Annotated in this window: 14 protein-coding genes; 8 read left to right on the plus strand and 6 right to left on the minus strand. The window is 60.3% G+C overall.

Annotation, left to right across the window (positions count from 1 at the left end; genetic code table 11):
• Positions 1-38: 38 nt before the first annotated feature.
• The 3 genes from CDA63_RS13050 to CDA63_RS13060 form a co-directional block, all read right to left on the minus strand.
• Positions 39-3,038 (minus strand): glycosyltransferase family 117 protein, encoded by a 3,000-nt coding sequence (locus CDA63_RS13050; RefSeq protein ID WP_088464903.1) that lies wholly within the window; start codon positions 3,036-3,038, stop codon positions 39-41.
• 318 nt (positions 3,039-3,356) lie between these two features.
• Positions 3,357-3,971 (minus strand): T9SS type A sorting domain-containing protein, encoded by a 615-nt coding sequence (locus CDA63_RS13055; RefSeq protein WP_088464904.1) that lies wholly within the window; start codon positions 3,969-3,971, stop codon positions 3,357-3,359.
• Positions 3,972-4,276: 305 nt separating this feature from the next.
• Entirely contained in the window at positions 4,277-5,038 is a 762-nt protein-coding gene (locus CDA63_RS13060; protein WP_317044046.1) for a biotin--[acetyl-CoA-carboxylase] ligase, read from the minus strand.
• Positions 5,039-5,080: 42 nt separating this feature from the next.
• Between CDA63_RS13060 and rsfS the strand changes: the two genes are divergently transcribed.
• Positions 5,081-5,476, plus strand: a complete 396-nt coding sequence (rsfS, locus tag CDA63_RS13065; RefSeq protein WP_088464906.1) for a ribosome silencing factor — start codon at positions 5,081-5,083, stop codon at positions 5,474-5,476.
• Positions 5,477-5,574: 98 nt separating this feature from the next.
• Positions 5,575-7,704, plus strand: a complete 2,130-nt coding sequence (ftsH, locus tag CDA63_RS13070; RefSeq protein ID WP_088464907.1) for an ATP-dependent zinc metalloprotease FtsH — start codon at positions 5,575-5,577, stop codon at positions 7,702-7,704.
• A 77-nt stretch (positions 7,705-7,781) separates the two neighbouring features.
• On the opposite strand, the gene CDA63_RS13075 is transcribed toward ftsH, so the two are convergent.
• Positions 7,782-8,249, minus strand: a complete 468-nt coding sequence (locus CDA63_RS13075; protein WP_126546863.1) for a hypothetical protein — start codon at positions 8,247-8,249, stop codon at positions 7,782-7,784.
• Between the two features lie 523 nt (positions 8,250-8,772).
• Between CDA63_RS13075 and CDA63_RS21760 the strand changes: the two genes are divergently transcribed.
• The 5 genes from CDA63_RS21760 (at position 8,773) to CDA63_RS13100 (ending at position 14,098) form a co-directional block, all read left to right on the plus strand.
• Positions 8,773-9,015 (plus strand): hypothetical protein, encoded by a 243-nt coding sequence (locus CDA63_RS21760; RefSeq protein WP_242434663.1) that lies wholly within the window; start codon positions 8,773-8,775, stop codon positions 9,013-9,015.
• 26 nt (positions 9,016-9,041) lie between these two features.
• Positions 9,042-9,437, plus strand: coding sequence for a LutC/YkgG family protein (locus CDA63_RS21765; protein ID WP_242434664.1), 396 nt, complete (start codon positions 9,042-9,044; stop codon positions 9,435-9,437).
• The gene (locus tag CDA63_RS13090) at positions 9,412-10,200 is read left to right on the plus strand and encodes a UDP-2,3-diacylglucosamine diphosphatase (RefSeq protein WP_088464910.1); all 789 of its coding nucleotides are present in this window, start codon (positions 9,412-9,414) and stop codon (positions 10,198-10,200) included. Before CDA63_RS21765 ends, CDA63_RS13090 begins: the two co-directional genes overlap by 26 nt.
• Before the next feature lie 31 nt (positions 10,201-10,231).
• A complete protein-coding gene (locus tag CDA63_RS13095; RefSeq protein WP_126546864.1) occupies positions 10,232-11,140 on the plus strand; it encodes a hypothetical protein in 909 nt (302 codons plus the stop codon).
• Between the two features lie 312 nt (positions 11,141-11,452).
• On the plus strand, positions 11,453-14,098 hold the full coding sequence (locus tag CDA63_RS13100) for a S8 family serine peptidase (RefSeq protein ID WP_165768294.1): 2,646 nt from the start codon (positions 11,453-11,455) through the stop codon (positions 14,096-14,098).
• Between the two features lie 380 nt (positions 14,099-14,478).
• Here CDA63_RS13100 and CDA63_RS21615 read toward each other — a convergent pair whose 3' ends face one another.
• The gene (locus CDA63_RS21615; RefSeq protein ID WP_317044047.1) at positions 14,479-14,646 is read right to left on the minus strand and encodes a M57 family metalloprotease; all 168 of its coding nucleotides are present in this window, start codon (positions 14,644-14,646) and stop codon (positions 14,479-14,481) included.
• Positions 14,607-15,287: a zinc-dependent metalloprotease gene (locus CDA63_RS13105; RefSeq protein WP_262490662.1), complete on the minus strand. Its 681-nt coding sequence runs from the start codon at positions 15,285-15,287 to the stop codon at positions 14,607-14,609. Before CDA63_RS13105 ends, CDA63_RS21615 begins: the two co-directional genes overlap by 40 nt.
• 482 nt (positions 15,288-15,769) lie before the next feature.
• Between CDA63_RS13105 and CDA63_RS13110 the strand changes: the two genes are divergently transcribed.
• Positions 15,770-17,026: PSP1 domain-containing protein (locus CDA63_RS13110; protein ID WP_088464913.1), on the plus strand; the 1,257-nt coding region annotated here is incomplete at its 3' end.

The raw sequence follows: 17,026 nt of genomic DNA on the forward strand, positions 1-17,026 counted from the left end.
CGTTCCCGGGGCGGCCTTCGCTGCTCAAAAACCGTGCGTTACTGGCGCGGATTGTAATACTGCTGGAGCAGCTTGATGGCCCGCTCAGCCCGGGCCCGGTCGCCGATGGCTTCGGCGGCGCGGCCGATGCTGTCGAGGCTCAACAGGTAGGTCTGGAATTCCTGGTCGAACAGGGCCTGGTTGTGGGTGCTGTAGTAGGCCAGGCCCCGCTCGGCGCGGCCAATCATGGTATCCATGATTTCGTTGGCCCGCTTGGTGTCGCCGACGGCTACCAGGGCCGGGATGAACTGGGGCACGTAGTAATCGTAGGGTATCGCCTTATCGGGCATTACCTCGAAAGCCTTGTCGAGCACCTTTTTAGCCCGAACCTTGTCGCCGGCCATCAGCAGGGCATCGGCCAGGCGCGAGAACTTGTCGCGGTAGTTGGCCGGAAAGCGCAGATTGTTCTCGTCGTAGAAAATGCCCGGGTTGTCGAGGCCGCGGTAGGCAAAGGTCTTCATCAGCTTCTCGTACATCAGGTCCAGCTCCACGTAGCCATCATCGGCCTGGCGGCCGCCGCTGGGGTCGTAGTTGGGGTCGCGGGCGGGCAAAATGCGGTAGGCCATGCCTTCGAGCTGGAAGTAGGGCTGCAGGCCCATGAAGTCGCGCGAATCAACGGTGCTCGAGAAGTATACCGGCCGTTTCCAGTTATTGGTGGCCAGAATATCGAGAATCACGAGGCTTTTCTTCTCGATGGCGCTCTTGCCCACCGTCCACTCCATGCGCGGCACCAACTGAGCGCGGCGGTCGGCCGGAATGATGCCTGTTTTCAGCACGGCGGCGGTATCAATGGGCAGGTAGAATTTGCGCGACGGGAACGAGAGCAGGGGCTTGCCCTCGCCGTAGCTTACCTGCAGCAGTGGGCTGTTGGCCTCCACGAGCTGCATGAACTGGCGCACGTCCACTTCCTGCACGGCCGGGTTCTCGGCGTAGGGCAGGTAGTCGTTGGTGCCCTGTTTGTAGTCCTTGCTCTCCATCGAAATCGGCAGCGGGGCCGATTTGTAGGAGCGGCGCTTCATCTGGTCGATGTACCAATCAGTGTTCAGATAGCTAAGCACGGCCACTCGCACATCTGTACGCACGCCCTCCACTTCTTGGGCGTACCAGAGCGGGAACGTGTCGTTGTCGCCGTTGGTGAACAGGATGGCATTGGGGGCGCAGGAGTTGAGCAGGTTCTTGGCCGAGTCGACCGAGAGGTAGCGGTCGGAGCGGTCGTGGTCGTTCCAGCCCTGGGTCACCATGATGCCCGGCACCACCAAACCCGCCAGCGTAACCACGCCGGCCCGGGTAGTATCGGCCTTGAGCACGGATTTAAGCAGCTCGGCCAGCGCCAGCACGCCTAATCCAATCCAGATGGCGAAGGCAAACGTGGCCCCGGCAAAAGTGTAGTCCCGCTCGCGGGGCTCAATGGGCGGCTGGTTGAGGTAGAGCACGATGGCCAGACCGGTGAATAGGAACAACAGACCCACGATAAAGGCGTTGCGCCCATCGCGGCGGATATGGAAGAACAACCCCAGCAACCCCAGCATCAGGGGCAGCGCGAAGAAGGCGTTGCGGGCCGGGCTGTCGGCCACCCGCTCGGGCAGGCCGTTACCGTCGGCGCTGCCCCACAAAATGCCCGACTGCTGTAAGTCGCCCTCGCGGCCCACGTAGTTCCACATGAAGTAGCGCCAGAACATATGGCCCATCTGGTACTTGAACAGGAAGGCCAGGTTCTGGCCCATGGTAGGCTTCACGCCCTCCTGAATATCCACCCACTTCTTATAGTTGTAGAGGTGCAGCGGGTCGTTGCTGTAGAGGCGGGGCAGTAGCATTTTGTCCTCGGCGCGGTACTCCAGCACCGGTCGGTACTCGGCCACTACGTACTTGTCGCCCTGGCGCACGTAGCGCGGGGCGCCCTCGGTCTGGGCCGTGGGCTGGGCATTGAACTGGGGGCCATAAAGCAACGGCCGGTCGCCGTACTGCTCGCGCTTGAGGTAGCTTACGAACGACAGCACATCCTCGGGGTCGTTTTCGTTGATGGTAGGGTGGTAGGAGCTGCGGATGGGCACGATGAGGTAGCTCGAATACCCGATCAGAATAAACACGAAGCTCAGCATGGCCGTGTTCAGCAGCCGGTTGCGGCGCTGAAACGACTGCCGGAACCCGAACCAGATTAGGCCCACGAACAGTAGCAGGAAAATGATGATGCCCCAGTTGAAGGGCAACCCAATGGTGTTTACAAAGAAAACCTCGAACGCGCCCGCCAGCGTGGGCAGGCCCGGAATGATACCGGCCAGAATCAGCCCCACGATCAGGCTGCTCACTACCAACGTGATGATGCCGCCCCACATGGTGGGGTTCTGGGTACGGCGGTAGTAATAAATGAAACCCAGGGCCGGAATAGCCAGCAGGTTCAGCAAGTGAACCCCAATGCTCAGACCAATAACATAGGCAATCAGCACCAGCCAGCGGTCCGAATCGGCCTCGTCGGCGCGGTTTTCCCACTTGAGCATCAGCCACACCACAGCCGCCGTGCACAACGACGACATGGCGTATACTTCGGCTTCCTCGGCATTAAACCAGAACGAGTCGGAGAAGGCGTAGGCCAATGCGCCCACTGCACCCGCACCCAGAATCAGTAGCGTCTGCCCAAACGTGGGCTCCAGCTGCCGGTCGTCGTGCATACCGGGACGGTGGAGCACGAGCTTCTTGGCCAGCATCGTGATGGTCCAGAACAGGAACAGCACCGTGAACGAGGAGCTCAGAGCCGAGAGCGAGTTCACCAGCACCGATACCTTCGTTACGTCGCCGAAGCTGAGCAGCGAGAACAGGCGGCCCAGCAGCAGGAACGTGGGGGCCCCGGGGGGATGGGGCACCAGCAGCTTGTAGGAGCAGGCAATGAATTCGCCGCAGTCCCAGAACGAAGCCGTGGGCTCCAGGGTCATCAGAAAAACAACGGTGGCCAGGGCAAATACCAGCCAGCCCACGAGGTTATTCAGGCTTTTGTAACTCCGCATAGCGTAAGTAAGAGAAGGCCGCCCCTAGAAGGAGGGCGGAGGAATCGGGGGAGAGAGAAAACAGCGAAAGTTCAAAAGTAGCCAATAAGTAGCGAGGTCCGCACCCTAAATCAACCAACGCCGTCTTTAATAGCTACAAGCTTCCAGCGGCAGACCACAAGCCGCCCGCCTATCATCCTGGGCAAAAGCGAAGGACCTCATCTCACCCAGACGGCCGTCGTAACGGTTCATCTAGGCATGATAAGGTCCTTCGCTGTACTCAGGATAACAGGTGGGTGGCTTGTGGTCTGCCACTGGAAGCTTGTAGCTACAAAAAGCTCAGTTTTGCAGCACCAGCCGCTTGGTCGAAACCACCTTATCGTTTTGTAGCAAGCTGTAGAAGTACATGCCCGAGGGCAGGTCGGCCAGATTCAGCGTCATGCCACCTTCGGCGGCCTCAGGGCGCACGGCTACGGTCCGTACTTCGCGGCCGATAATGTTACTCAGGCGCAGTTTGTAGTCGTTGCCACCGAACTGGCCCATCGAAACCGTAACGAGGCCGTGGGCGGGGTTGGGCGAGAGCGAAAACGTGGGCGTAATACGCGGAGCCAGCGTGGGGGTAGTAGTCCCGACCGTGATAGTCCCAAACATGCCTGAACCCGGAGCACCGTGGACGGTACAATGGTAAGGGAAATTGCCCGCCGTAGGAAACGTGAGAGATTTAGTTAGGCTGGCCGCATTCATCGGAAACGTAACCCAGGCCGCATTATCGGATGCCGTGGGGTGGCTGCTCTGGCCAATATACTTCCACGTTACTATATCGCCGGGTTGGATATTGACCGTAGCGGGCCGGTAAAAGTTGTCGCCTACTTCGACGGTAAACGTCGCGGCAAGCAGCGGCAACTGCCACAAAATCAGGAAGAGCAGCGAAAGGGAGCGTAGTGTAAGTTTCATGGCATCGAGTAGAACGTAGGGTAGGCAATAAGAAAAGCTGGCAGAAAGTATAGAGCGGCCAGCCAAGGCGAGAAAGACAACTACCGTGCCCTTTGCCCGCTGGCGTCAGAAGGGCAGATACCCAGTTGGAACCAAAAGTTGCCCAGGAGTTTAAGTAATATAACCCTTAAATTACCTAAATAGTTGGTAAGTAGTATGCTAAGCCCAGATTATAATCTGTTATACCAGCCGAGTTGTAAGCATTGTATAGCGCTGTCGATAATCAAACACGCTGGTTTCGCCTGGTGCTGGGCACAAATCCCGCGCTACAGATACCGAATTTCTTTCAGGTCGAAGTGCTGTATCTGCCTGCCCACGGCCAGAGCCAGGCGGCCCGTCGCATCAACGCCCACAATGCGGCCGCGCAAGGGACGGCCAGCGGCTTCGTAGGCATGCTCTTCCTCGAAGCGGTAGAGCACTTGCAGGTAGGCGGCCCGTAGCTCGCCTACGCGCCCCGCCCGTAGCTGCAGGTAGCGGCGCTCCAGGCTTTCGAGCAGGCGGCCGGCCAGCGGAGCCAGCGGGTAGGCGCGGCCAGTAAGCTGGCCCAGTGAAGTAGCCGTGGGTACCCCAAATTGCTGCTGATTAATATTAAGCCCAATTCCGACGATACTATGCTGAATTTTTGCGCCGCTCAGGGTGTTCTCAATCAGAATCCCGCCCAGCTTCTGCGAACCGTAGAAGATGTCGTTTGGCCACTTTACCCGGAGCGCGGGGGCGGGGCCGAGTAGGGCGCTCAGCCAGTCGTGCACGGCTAGCGCCACGGCCTGGCTGAGCAAAAATTGATCGGCGGGCGGCAGAAATGTTGGTCGCCAGACTACCGACAGCGTCAGGTTTTCGCCGGGCGCGGCTTCCCACTGGTTGCCCCGTTGGCCCCGGCCAGCGGTCTGTTTGTCGGTTATGACGCAGCAGCCATCCGTGGCCCGGTTTTGGCCTGCCAAGAGCTGTGCTTCGGTATTTGTCGAAGGGCATTCGGTCAGCCAGATAAGCTGTTGGCCCGTGAAGAGCGTTTGGGGGGATAGTGCCTCCACCTGTTTTTCGTACTTTGTGATGTTCAAACCTAACAATACCTTATGAAAAGTACCCCGGTTCGACAGGATTCGGACAAGTTGGCAGATGTCGTGGTGCGCGGCATGCAGGAAAAGAAGGCGTCCGATATTGTGGTGCTTAATCTGAAAAACCTCAAAAATGCCGTAGCCGATTACTTCGTTATCTGCTCGGCTTCTTCCGATACCCAAATTGAAGCCATTGCGCGCTCGGTAGAGGAGGAGGTAGAAAAACTCACTGGCCAGAACCCCTGGCAAACGGAAGGCCGCATGAACCGCGAGTGGGTGCTGCTCGATTACGTGGATGTTGTTGTGCACGTATTCCTGCGCGACCGTCGCCAGTTCTACGCCCTCGAAGAGCTTTGGGGTGATGCCGATATTACCTACGTGGAAGAAAACGAAACTTCGGCGGCTGTAAAGTAATTGGCCGTCGGCGGCGTCTTCCCTGAAAGCTGGCGTACCCGCTAACAAAGCTTCGGCGGGCGGGTTTCGTCCTTGTTCTCTTTCTAGCAATTCAATTCATGTCTGATACGACGCCCAAAAAGAAAAAATCCTCGCTGCCGAACCCGACCCCCCGGCCGGGTATGCAGCTCTGGGTACTCACGGGACTGGTAGTGCTCATCCTCGGGATGGTGTTCTTCTCCCGTGGCAGTACGCAGGTTGAAATCAAGCAGCGCGAGTTCGAACAGATGCTCACGGCTGGAGACGTAGCCGATGTGTCGCTGGTCAACGACCGGCAGGTGGAGGTCACGCTTAAGAAGGAAGCACTGCAAAAGCCTGAATACAGCCGCCGGCTGGTAGCCCAGCGTAGTCCTTTCTCTATGCCCGGCGCGGCGGTGGGCGGCCCGCAGTTCGTATTCCGGGTAGTTGATGGTAAAGTGTTCAAAACCGACTTCGACAAACTCCAGGAAAAGCTGCCCGCCGATCGGCAGGTAGGCCTGAAGATAACCGAGGAGCGCGGGGCTGGCGACTTCATCAGCACTTGGGGCCTTATGATCCTGCTCTTCGTGGGCTTCTGGTTCCTGATGCGCCGCATGAGTGGCGCGGGCGGACCCGGTGGCCAGATTTTCAACATCGGGAAGAGCCGCGCTGCTCTTTTCGATGGTGGCGATAAGGTGAAAATTACGTTCAAGGACGTAGCTGGCCTCGAAGAGGCCAAGGAGGAAGTAGAGGAAATCGTGGAGTTTCTTCGTAACCCCTCGAAGTTCACCGTACTAGGCGGCAAAATTCCGAAAGGAGCGCTGCTCGTTGGCCCTCCCGGCACCGGTAAAACCCTGCTTGCGAAAGCCGTAGCCGGCGAAGCCGATGTGCCGTTCTTCTCCCTTTCGGGCTCCGATTTCGTGGAGATGTTCGTGGGCGTAGGCGCTGCCCGGGTTCGCGACCTGTTCAAGCAGGCGAAGGCCAAGGCCCCGTGCATCATCTTTATTGATGAGATTGATGCCATCGGCCGCAGCCGTAGCCGGGGCAACACGCCCGGCGGCAACGACGAGCGGGAGAACACTCTCAACTCGCTGCTAGTAGAAATGGATGGCTTTGGCACCGATTCCGGTGTCATCATTCTGGCGGCCACCAACCGGCCCGACACGCTCGACTCTGCTCTGCTCCGGCCCGGCCGCTTCGACCGTCAAATCAGCATTGACAAGCCCGACATCAACGGCCGGACCCAGATCTTCAATGTGCACCTCAAGCCCCTGACGTTGGGCCCCGATGTGGATGACCGTAAGCTAGCCGCCATGACGCCCGGTTTTGCCGGTGCCGAAATCGCCAACGTCTGCAACGAAGCCGCGCTTATCGCGGCCCGCCGCGATAAGAAGATGGTGACGATGCAGGATTTCACTGATGCCGTTGACCGCGTAATCGGTGGCCTGGAGAAGAAAAATAAAATCATCAGCCCCGGCGAGAAGCGCATTGTGGCCTACCATGAAGCCGGCCACGCTGTGGCAGGTTGGTTCCTCGAACACGCCGACCCGTTGGTGAAGGTGAGCATTGTGCCCCGGGGGGTAGCGGCATTGGGTTACGCCCAGTATCTGCCCCGCGAGCAGTTCCTCTACAACACCGAGCAACTCATGGACGAAATGTGCATGACGCTAGGCGGCCGGGCCGCCGAAGAACTGGTATTTGGCAAGATTTCGACCGGTGCCCTAAGCGACCTGGAGCGCATCACGAAAGTGGCCTACAGCATCGTGACGATGTACGGCATGAACGAAAAGCTCGGCAACGTATCGTTCTACGACTCTAAGAGTCAGAACGACTATGGTTTCACCAAGCCTTATTCGGAGGCTACTTCGCAGATGATTGACGAGGAAGTCCGCACGATTATCGCGCAAGCCTACGTTCGTACCAAGGAGTTGCTCACCGAGCGCCGCCACGAGTTGGAGGTAATTGCTAAGGAGCTACTCGAAAAGGAAGTGCTACTCCAGGACGATCTGCAACGCCTCGTGGGCCCGCGCCCTTACGATACCCAGACCAGCTACCAGGCCCACATGGCCGGTACCGACCGCTCCGAAACCCTGAGCGAGCGGAAGCAGGAGCACCCGGTGCCCCTGGGCAACGACCTGCCCGACCTGAACCTGCCCGGCGTAGATTCCGGCTCCGATTCAGCCGGCAGTTCGCCCACCGAACCCAGTGGTTCGGCCGTGACGCCGGTATAGGTGTAGCAGTATTTTCAACAAAAAAGACTAGCCAAACGGCTGGTCTTTTTTGTTGAAAATACTGCCCAATAGAAATACTACTCTACTGTGTATTCTTGCACAACCAGTGTATCGCCTGAGCTGGCATTAAGGGTTAATGATTTACTGATAAGCCAGTTCAGGGTGACGGATTGCGTACCGACCGGCTTCTTGGAGGTAGAAAGGAAAACCCACTTTTTCGACCCTACGGCTTGGTTTGCCAGCTCATAGTCTTTTGTTTCTTTGCCGCCTTTAGTATCTGCCCAAAGGATTTTACCGGTTAGCTGAGCCGCTTTGCCCTGCCGGGCCTCCGCTTCGGAGTTAGCCACTCCAAAACGGACCACGATGGCCGGCTCGGCCGCGTAACCTTTCATCTCCAACTGGTAGATTACGTTTTGCGACGTGACGATATTGGGCTGTACTAACGGCTTGGAATCGTCACTGCAACTGGTCATGATGATGATGATGTTGCCTAACAGGGGCAGCAGAATGGTAAATGAGGAGAAGGAAGGCTTAGCAAGTGACAAGCGCAACAGTAGAACAATTGAAATAGCAAAAAATATAAGCTGTTGCCACCGGAACCGGAGGTTCCACTCGTGCTAAGTTGGTCTGGGGGCATGGGGCTGCTCGATCCGTTGGTATAAGTACTGTTGGAACGCGTGCAAGTGGCGAGTTTTCTCGAAACCCTGGCAAGCCAGTGCCGACCGGATACCCGGCATCAACTCCTGTAGCCACTCATTGAAATCGGCTTCGGTAGCCGACACCATGGTAACGGTTGGAATCGGAGTGACGGAGATAGTTGCGGACACTGGCTGCATGGTCGGGCTGGTTGATAGTCGGCCAGGAAATACGAAAAGGGTGCCATTTCTGCGCTGGAGAATTACTGTCGAGCTTACTTTGAACCCCGAAAAGTGCCAAAATGCGCCTTGTAAGACTGTCTGGGGCCTGCTTGGTCCGGAACCATAATGCCCGAATGTTATAAGTCGTGCGCCTTGGTCGGGTTGTGAGCCGGGGTTTTTCATCCACCGAAACCCGCGTACCTTTGGGGCCATGGCCGATACTTCCCGTGACCTTGTCCTGCGCCGTATCCGTGCGGCGCTACGGCAGCCTGCGCCGGCCGCCGCGCCGCGCCCCGATTTCGCGGCCCCGCTGCACCCGCGCCCCGGCCCCAATGAGGACCTAGCCGTAGCCTTTGCCCAGAGCTTCGTGCGGGTGGGGGGCGAGTTCTACTACTGCGAGTCGTCGACCATTTCTACGACCAGCTCTTTCTTTATAAGCAGCAGAAAAAGCTGAAGCACCTTTACGTGTGGGAGCCGGAGTTGAAAAAGCTGCTTCACGCGGGCAACATCGTATTTCAGGGAGATGACGAAGGCTTCCAGGACCAAGCCGAGGCGGGCCTGACGAGCTGCGAGGCGCTGGTGGCCCGCACTGGCAGCGTGCTGGTATCGGGGGCCTCGGGTAGTGGCCGCCGCCTGAGCATCTACCCCGATCAGCACTTGGTGCTGGCCCGCACCTCGCAGGTGGTAGCCGATATCGGCGACGCGCTGGCCCTGCTGCAGCGTACCTACGGGCCGGACCAACTGCCGTCGATGGTTTCCCTAACCTCGGGGCCCAGCCGGACGGCCGATATTGAAAAAACGCTGGTTCTCGGGGCCCACGGCCCCCGGAGCCTCGTGCTGTTCTTACTCGATGACGCGCCCGCCGCAACTACCTGATTTGCTTCTGCCGCCCGGCCGCCGGGTGTACTTTGCCTCCGACTTCCACCTCGGAGCGCCCGACGCCGCCAGCTCGCGCGAGCGGGAGCGGCGCATCGTGCGCTGGCTCGACGAGGTGGCCCGCGATGCGGCGGGTATTTACCTGGTGGGTGATATTTTCGACTTCTGGTTCGAGTATCGCCATGCCATCCCGCGGGGCTTTTCACGCCTGCAAGGCAAGCTGGCCGAACTGACTGATGGGGGGCTCCCCATCACGTTCTTCACCGGCAACCACGATATGTGGATGTTCGATTACTTCACCGAGGAGCTAAACATTCCGGTAGTGCGCCACCCGGTGAGCCAGCGCATCGGGGGCCACCAGTTCCATATCGGCCACGGCGACGGGCTGGGGCCGGGCGACCACACCTACAAGCTACTCAAGAAAGTATTCGCCTCGCCGGTGGCCCAATGGCTGTTTGCGCGGCTGCATCCGAACTTCGGCATCGGTATCGCCAACCGCTGGAGCCGCCGCAGCCGCCTGCAAAGTGGCCTCTCCGAAGACCGTTTCCTGGGCGACGACGAGTGGCTGCTCACTTACTGCCGGGAGCTGCAGCAGCAGTTTCCGCACGAGTATTACGTGTTTGGCCACCGCCACCTGCCCCTCGATGTGGAAGTGGCTCCCGGCAGCCGCTACGTGAACCTCGGCGAATGGGTCAATTATTGCACCTACGGCGTTTATGACGGCGACTCCCTGGCTTTACTGGAATATGGTTCGCAGAAGTGAGAAGTTAGAAGTGATAAGGGAGAGCAGGAGGATGACAGCCAGGCTTCTACGCATCCTCCTGCTCTCATTTCTCACTTCTAACCTCTCACTTCCATCAATAGCCCAAACCACGGCCCCGGCGGCAGGTTCGGTGGCCCCGGCCGGGCAAGCCGCCCCGGTGCTAACGGTACCGCCCGATACGGCCGGCACCCGCGCCGGCTGGCAGTTGGTGCGTACCATCGCGCTGCCCCAACCCGGGGCGGCCTCGCTCGACCGGCGGGGCAACCTCTACGTGACCGACCGCCAGCACAATCTGCGCCAGTATGGCCCCGATGGGCAACCGCTCAACACGTACTCGCCGCCGCTGCCGGGCCACGTGATGCAAGTGGAAGCCTGGAATACAGCCAAAGTACTCGTCTTCTATGATGACCGCCAGCAGGCCCTACTGCTCGACCGGTTTCTGTCGCCCATCAGCGAGTTGCCGCTCACCAGTTTCCTCGATGGCCAGGCCCGGGTGATGACGCTGGCCCCCGATGACCGGTTCTGGCTCTTCAACGAGTCGGACCTGACACTGCGGCAACTCGACCCGACCCAGAAGCGGTTCACCATCACCACCCCGCTCGACATCCTGATTGGCCGCTCCCGGCCCGATTTCCGGTTTTTGCGCGAGTACCAGAACAACCTCTACCTCGTGGATCGGGTGGGGGGCGTGTACGTGTTCGACAACTTGGGCAACTACCGCAAAAAGCTGCCTTTCGTGGGCCTCACCTACGTGGGTTTCCGGGGCGATGAACTTTACTACCTGGCCGCCGACGGCGTACGGTTCTTCCACCTCTACAACCTGACCGAGCGCGTGCTGCCGCTGCCCGTCGCCGGTGCTCAGCAGGTGCTCGTGAGCGACCAATACACGTATCTGCTGCTACCGGCCGGAGTGCGGGTGTACAAGACGCCGGGTAAATAGTAGCGTAACTTAAAGTGGACTAGCAGCCTCTCAGCAAGGGCCGCGAGGACGCCAAGATAAAAACCACCCTTCGAAAAAGCCAGTAGCAGGTAGCGGCCGAAACAGCAGCAAGACTGGTTGCTGTCTGAGTTTTTTTCCACGGGAATCAGGAGGTTGTATTCTGATTAAAAGTTGCTTATGGATGCCATTTAGAGAAGACAACAGGTGAGCCGGGAGCAGCGGTAGTCGATGGTATTTCTGGTTATCTTTGACTGTGGCAACTCCGGTTGCCGCACGCCGCCCCGCTGCTTCCGCCACAACCACTGCGCCCGTATGTCTACTGCTTCGTTCTGCCACGTTGGGCGTTTGCTGCTGTTTTTTTTGGTGAGCAGCACGACTGCCGAACTGGCATATGGCCAGGCACCGGCCGCCGCTACCAGCCGTCCGGCTCCGGTCCAACGGCTGGCCCCGGGGCTGCAGGCCGCGGCCACCGGGCGGGTGCTACGCGTGAGCGTAACCGACGAAGCGGCGTTTCGGCAGTGGCTGGCCCGCACTAGTCCCCAGGCCACCGCCTTGGCCGAGCCGCACCATGCTGGCCTGCTGCGGGTGTGGGGGCTGGCGGCTGGCACGCTGGCTGCCTGCCCCTGGGTAGGGTTTGTGGAAGCCGCCGACCGCCTGGCCCGCCCCGAGCGGGAGCTGGGCGCAGCCGATTTTGGGGCCAACAAAGTAACGGCCGTGCACGCCCGTTACCCCACGCTCACGGGCCTGGGCCTCACGGTATCCGTAAAGGAAAGTCCGCTCGATGTGGCCGACCTCGACTTCAAAGGGAGGCTGCTCGACCCCGACCCGCTGGCCTCGCTACTCAATTCGCACTCCACCATCATGGCCACCATTATTGCCGGGGGCGGCAACTCCTCACCCGACGGGCGAGGGGTGGCCTGGCGGGCCCGCATTGCTCAGGCCAGCTACGACAACCTGCTGCCCGACGACGGGGCGCAGCTCGCGGCCCAACAGGTATCGGTACAAAACCACTCTTATGGCGTGAGCGTGGAGAACTTCTACGGCCTCGAAGCCCGGGCCTACGATGAGCAGGCCCGCCAGTACCCCAACCTGCTGCACGTGTTTTCGAGTGGTAACTCGGGCCATCTGCCCGCTCCGGCTGGCCCCTATGCCGGCCTCGACAGCTTGGGCAACCTCACCGGGGAATTCAAAAATGCCAAAAACAGCCTGAGTGTAGGCGCCACCGATGGCCTGGGCCAGGTGAATCCGCGTAGCTCGCGCGGCCCCGCCGCCGACGGCCGCGTAAAGCCCGAACTGGTGGCCTACGGCGACGGGGGCTCGTCGGATGCGGCGGCGCTGGTGTCGGGCATCAGCCTGCTCGTGCAGCAGGCCCACCAACAGCGGCGCAGCGGGGTGATGCCCGCAGCGGCCTTGGTGCGGGCGGCCCTGCTGAATACGGCCGACGATGTGGGCCGCCCCCAGGTAGACTTTATAGCCGGCTACGGGCAGGCCGATGCCCTGGGAGCCGTCCAGACGATGCTGGAGGGCCGCTTTGTGGAAGGTACGGCCATTACCGGGCAGGAGCGTGTGTTCACAATCACAGTACCCGCCGGCACCCACCGCCTTAAGGTTACGTTGGCCTGGACCGACCCCGAAGCCGCCGTCAACGCCGCCACTACCCTTATTAACGACCTCGACCTGACCCTGCGCCGGCCCGCCACCGGCCAGCAGTGGCTGCCCTGGACGCTGAGCGCCTACCCGCACCCCGATTCGCTGGCCCGTCCTGCCCGCCGCCGCTCCAACCACCGCGACAATGCCGAGCAAATTACCCTCGATCTGCCCGTGGCTGGCACCTACGAGTTGCGGGTGCGCGGCTACCAAGTGCCCCAGGGCCCCCAGGCCTTCAGCGTGGCCTACGAGTTCGAATCGGGCCTGACTTGGATTGCGCCCACCAAAACCAACAACCTGAAAGCCGCCACGACCGAGCTATTGCGCTGGCAGTGGGCCGGCCCCGCCACGGCGGCTCGCCTGGAGTACCGCCCCCTGGGCCAAACTGCCTGGAGCACGCTCAGCTCCACCGTCAACCTGACCGATAAGCTGTTCCGCTGGGCGACGCCGGCCACCACCCAGCCCGGGCAATTGCGCCTGGTCGCGGGGTCAACCACGGTGGTATCCGACACGTTTTTCGTGGGCCGGCCGCTGGCGTTATCTGTGGCTTATAGCTGCCCCCAGGAAGCATTGCTGACTTGGCGGCGGGTGCCGGGCGCTACCCAGTATCAGGTATATGCCCTCGGCGCCACCCACCTGGAATCTTTCCGGCGGCTGACTGATACGGTGCTTGTGCTGACAACAAACGAACTAACGGCCCGCTACTTCGCCGTGGCCCCGGTTATGCGGGGCCGTGTGGGGCCACGTGGGGCCAGCGAAGATGTGCAGCAGGAGGACCACGGCTGCTACGTGCGCTCCTTCGTACCCCGCCTTTTGGTGACCGATACCGTGCGCTTCGACCTCACGCTGGGCTCTACGTTCCGGCTGCAGGCCGTAACGCTGGAACGCCAGCTGCCCGATGGTAGCTTCGTGGGCGTACAGACCTTCGAGCCCGTGCCGGGCACCACGCTGGCGCTGGCCGACCCGGCGGCCCCGGCCGGTTACTCGCGCTACCGCGCCAGTTTGTCCCTCTCCAATGGCGCAACCGTGTACAGCCAGCAAGAACGGGTTTTCCGGGTGACGGCCGCGCCCGAGGTGCTGGTGTATCCGGTGCCGGTAGTGGCCGGTGAGCCCCTGCGCATCGTGCTGCCCCCCGACCAGGCCGCCGACGTGCGCGTGTTCGACCTTACCGGCCGCCTGCATTTATCCGAAACCGTTGAAGTGGGCATCATTAAGCGGATTGCCACCGGTACGCTACTGCCCGGCACCTACCTACTGCGCATCAGGCTTCGCAGCGGCGCCGAAATTACCCGTCGCATCACGGTGCTTTAACAAAAGCAAGAGGCTGCGCTCAACTAACGGCGCCACTTTCACACCAGCTTTAAATTAGGGTGCCGGGCTTGTACCCGCCCACTATTACGCGGTCAGTCGTTGCGTCAATCCGTCCGCCATCGTGCAGCGGCGGGCAGCGGCTGACTCGTTCCGCAACTGACGTTCCGGCCCGTCGGCCGGGGTAAATGTGCCCGCAACGCCAGCAAGCATAACAGCCGGAGCAGGCGAGGCTCGACCCCGCGCAACCGACCATTGTGCCCGCTCGCATAACAAACCGGCCGCTTGCCCGGCGGTAGGCACCAACCTGGCGCACAAAAAAGCGCCCCGACTCAGTTGAGTCGGGGCCGCTTTCATAAACTGACTAAGCCCGTAGGCTTCGCTTAGTACACGTAGTTGAGAGCCGTCCGGTCGTTGGCATTGAAGGGACGGTCATCCGTGGAGCCGATGCAGGCCAGCATCCACGAGTTCGGATCGGCGCCCGAGGGCGTGCCGGGGATGTAAACGGCCCCTACCGTGCTGGCACCCTCGTTGGAGTACGACCGCCGCAGCTATACTGGCGGTTGAAGTAGTCGGTGTGGCGGAAGCCGATGCAGTGGCCCATCTCGTGCGCCATGATGGTGGCTACGTTGTTGATGGAGCGAGCCCCAATTACGCTTGGCGCGAGCTTAAAGCCGGGAGCGGGGTTGCCATTGGACGGGAAGCCGCCCGACTGGCCCAGTACGCCGGGGCCCAGGTCGGCCGAATAAGTGATGGGCAGATCAGCCGTGCCCGTGGTGATACGGCGCATCGTGATACGCAGGCCCTGGGCGTTGTAGCGGCGGATGGCCTCGTCGGCGGCCTGCACATAGCCGTTCGGGAACTGGCTCGACACGCTCACCGTCAGCACCCGGGGCAGGCGCGACACCAGGTTGGTGGTGCGGTACTGCTCATCCTGGCCCACGCGCAGCATGCTGTACTCAGGCGTGCTGGCTAGTAGCTCGTTGGTGAGCAGTATGTCGCCCTCTACTACTACGCCCCCATCTACCTTCTGGGCGCCGGCCGTAGTGAAGCCAAGTGTTTTAATCTGGTTGATGGTCGTTTCCGACACTTGGTCTTTTACTTCAATATTGGCTTTTTCCTGGCACGAAGACAGGGAAAGACCAGTGACTGCGAGCAGTGCGAGGGGGGCGAATAAACGAGTTGCTTTCATGTGTTTGGTTGTGGTTTGGTAGATTGATGTTGCAATAGTAGGTTTTTATTGATGATATTTCAAAATAAAGACATTGTGATTGACAATATTATATACATTGTGATAATCAGATGTAAAAAATGTAATGACCAAAAAGGCGTCCAGCTAATTGGATTAAACGATTTTGTGTATTTCGGATGAAGTTGTCTTTTTTTGATAGACATTGATCTGCTCCGCTCCTAAGAGCAGATTCTCTTGCTTCGAACACGTTGGGAGCCCAGGCTGAAAAAGTCACCTGAGTAATGCTACAGCCCAACTCGTGAGTAGCCCAGGTGATGGAGCAAGAAGCTCCTCCGTAGGGCCACGCCGGTAGGTTGTTTTTCGGTTTCCGGCAGCCTTTTGGCTCGTTGGCCGCTGCCCCGGCTATTTCTATATCTTTGTAGATAACCGAATCCGCGCTGCCGGCTTTTCCCGGCGGCTTTACCATATAGATCTTCCAAGCCGTGGCTTGTTCCTCTTGTTCCTCCTCCGGTGGGGGTTGTTCCACCTCAACTACCTCGGGCTGCGGCTCGAAGGGTAGTTGCAGCAGTGGCTGCACCCGCCTCAATGTATTCGACTGGCTCCAGGACCTGGACCTGCCCAGCGATTTTAAAGGATTTGACATTGCCGAAATCCGCTTTAAAGGCGGGCGCAAAGAATTCTTCCGCAACACCAGCCGCCTGCCCCTCATTACCGGCGACGCCGTGGTGGTGGAAGCGGCCGGCAACGGCTGGCATCTAGGCCACGTTTCGCTCAAGGGCGAGCTGGTGCGCCTCCAGATGAAGAAGAAGAAAGTGCCCCTCGACTCGCCCGATATCCGCCCCATTCTGCGGGTGGCCACCGAGCAGGATGCCGAGCGCTGGCAGGCCGTGCGCGACCTCGAAACCGGCACTATGTTCCGGGCCCGGGCCGTGGTCGAGGAGCTGCGCCTGCGCATGAAGCTATCCGACGTGGAGTACCAGGCTGACCGTACCCGCGCCACGTTCTTTTATTCGGCCGATGACCGGGTGGACTTCCGCGACCTGATTAAGCGCCTAGCCGACGAGTTCCGGGTGCGGGTGGAAATGCGCCAGATTTCGCTGCGCCACGAGGCCGGCCGCCTCGGCGGCATCGGTAGCTGCGGGCGCGAGCTGTGCTGCTCCACCTGGCTCTCCGATTTCAAGAGCGTGAGTACCACCGCTGCCCGCTACCAGAACCTGAGTTTGAACCCGGCCAAGCTCTCGGGCCAGTGCGGCCGCCTCAAGTGCTGCCTCAACTACGAGCTCGATACCTACCTCGACGCCCTCAAGGACATCCCGCAGGTGCAGCGCCCGCTGCTCACGGAGCGGGGCGAGTACACGCTCCAGAAAACCGACATTTTCAAGCGCAAAATGTGGTTTGCCGTGCGCGGCGACAACAACTGGGTGGTAGTGCCCGTGGAGCGCGTGCGCGAAGTGCTGGAGATGAACAAGCGCAACGAAAAGCCCGATACGCTGCTCGTGCCGGTGCGCGAAGAGGAGCGGGCCCCCGACGTAACGGCCATCGTGGAAGGCTCGTTGGAGCGCCTCGATGACAAGATAAAAGCCTCGAAGCGGCCCAAGCGCGGCAAGAAAAAGCCCACCGACGAGGCGCAGGTTCAGGCCGATCGGCGGCCCGCACCCGCACCGAGCGCCCTGAGCGCCCGGCCCGGCCGGCTGCCTCCGACGACCAAACAGCCCCAGCGGCTACGCCGGCTGAAGGCC

It is taken from the genome of Hymenobacter amundsenii, assembly GCF_002204745.1.
In the GTDB taxonomy this organism is placed as follows: Bacteria; Bacteroidota; Bacteroidia; order Cytophagales; family Hymenobacteraceae; genus Hymenobacter; species Hymenobacter amundsenii.

Coding starts and splice junctions, on each gene's coding strand:
- rsfS (WP_088464906.1), top strand. CDS start 5,081: ATGAAAAGTACCCCGGTTCGACAGGATTCGGACAAGTTGGCAGATGTC.
- CDA63_RS13055 (WP_088464904.1), bottom strand. CDS start 3,971: ATGAAACTTACACTACGCTCCCTTTCGCTGCTCTTCCTGATTTTGTGG.
- CDA63_RS13105 (WP_262490662.1), bottom strand. CDS start 15,287: ATGAAAGCAACTCGTTTATTCGCCCCCCTCGCACTGCTCGCAGTCACT.
- CDA63_RS13095 (WP_126546864.1), top strand. CDS start 10,232: ATGACAGCCAGGCTTCTACGCATCCTCCTGCTCTCATTTCTCACTTCT.
- CDA63_RS13090 (WP_088464910.1), top strand. CDS start 9,412: ATGACGCGCCCGCCGCAACTACCTGATTTGCTTCTGCCGCCCGGCCGC.
- CDA63_RS13100 (WP_165768294.1), top strand. CDS start 11,453: ATGTCTACTGCTTCGTTCTGCCACGTTGGGCGTTTGCTGCTGTTTTTT.
- ftsH (WP_088464907.1), top strand. CDS start 5,575: ATGTCTGATACGACGCCCAAAAAGAAAAAATCCTCGCTGCCGAACCCG.
- CDA63_RS13050 (WP_088464903.1), bottom strand. CDS start 3,038: ATGCGGAGTTACAAAAGCCTGAATAACCTCGTGGGCTGGCTGGTATTT.
- CDA63_RS21760 (WP_242434663.1), top strand. CDS start 8,773: ATGGCCGATACTTCCCGTGACCTTGTCCTGCGCCGTATCCGTGCGGCG.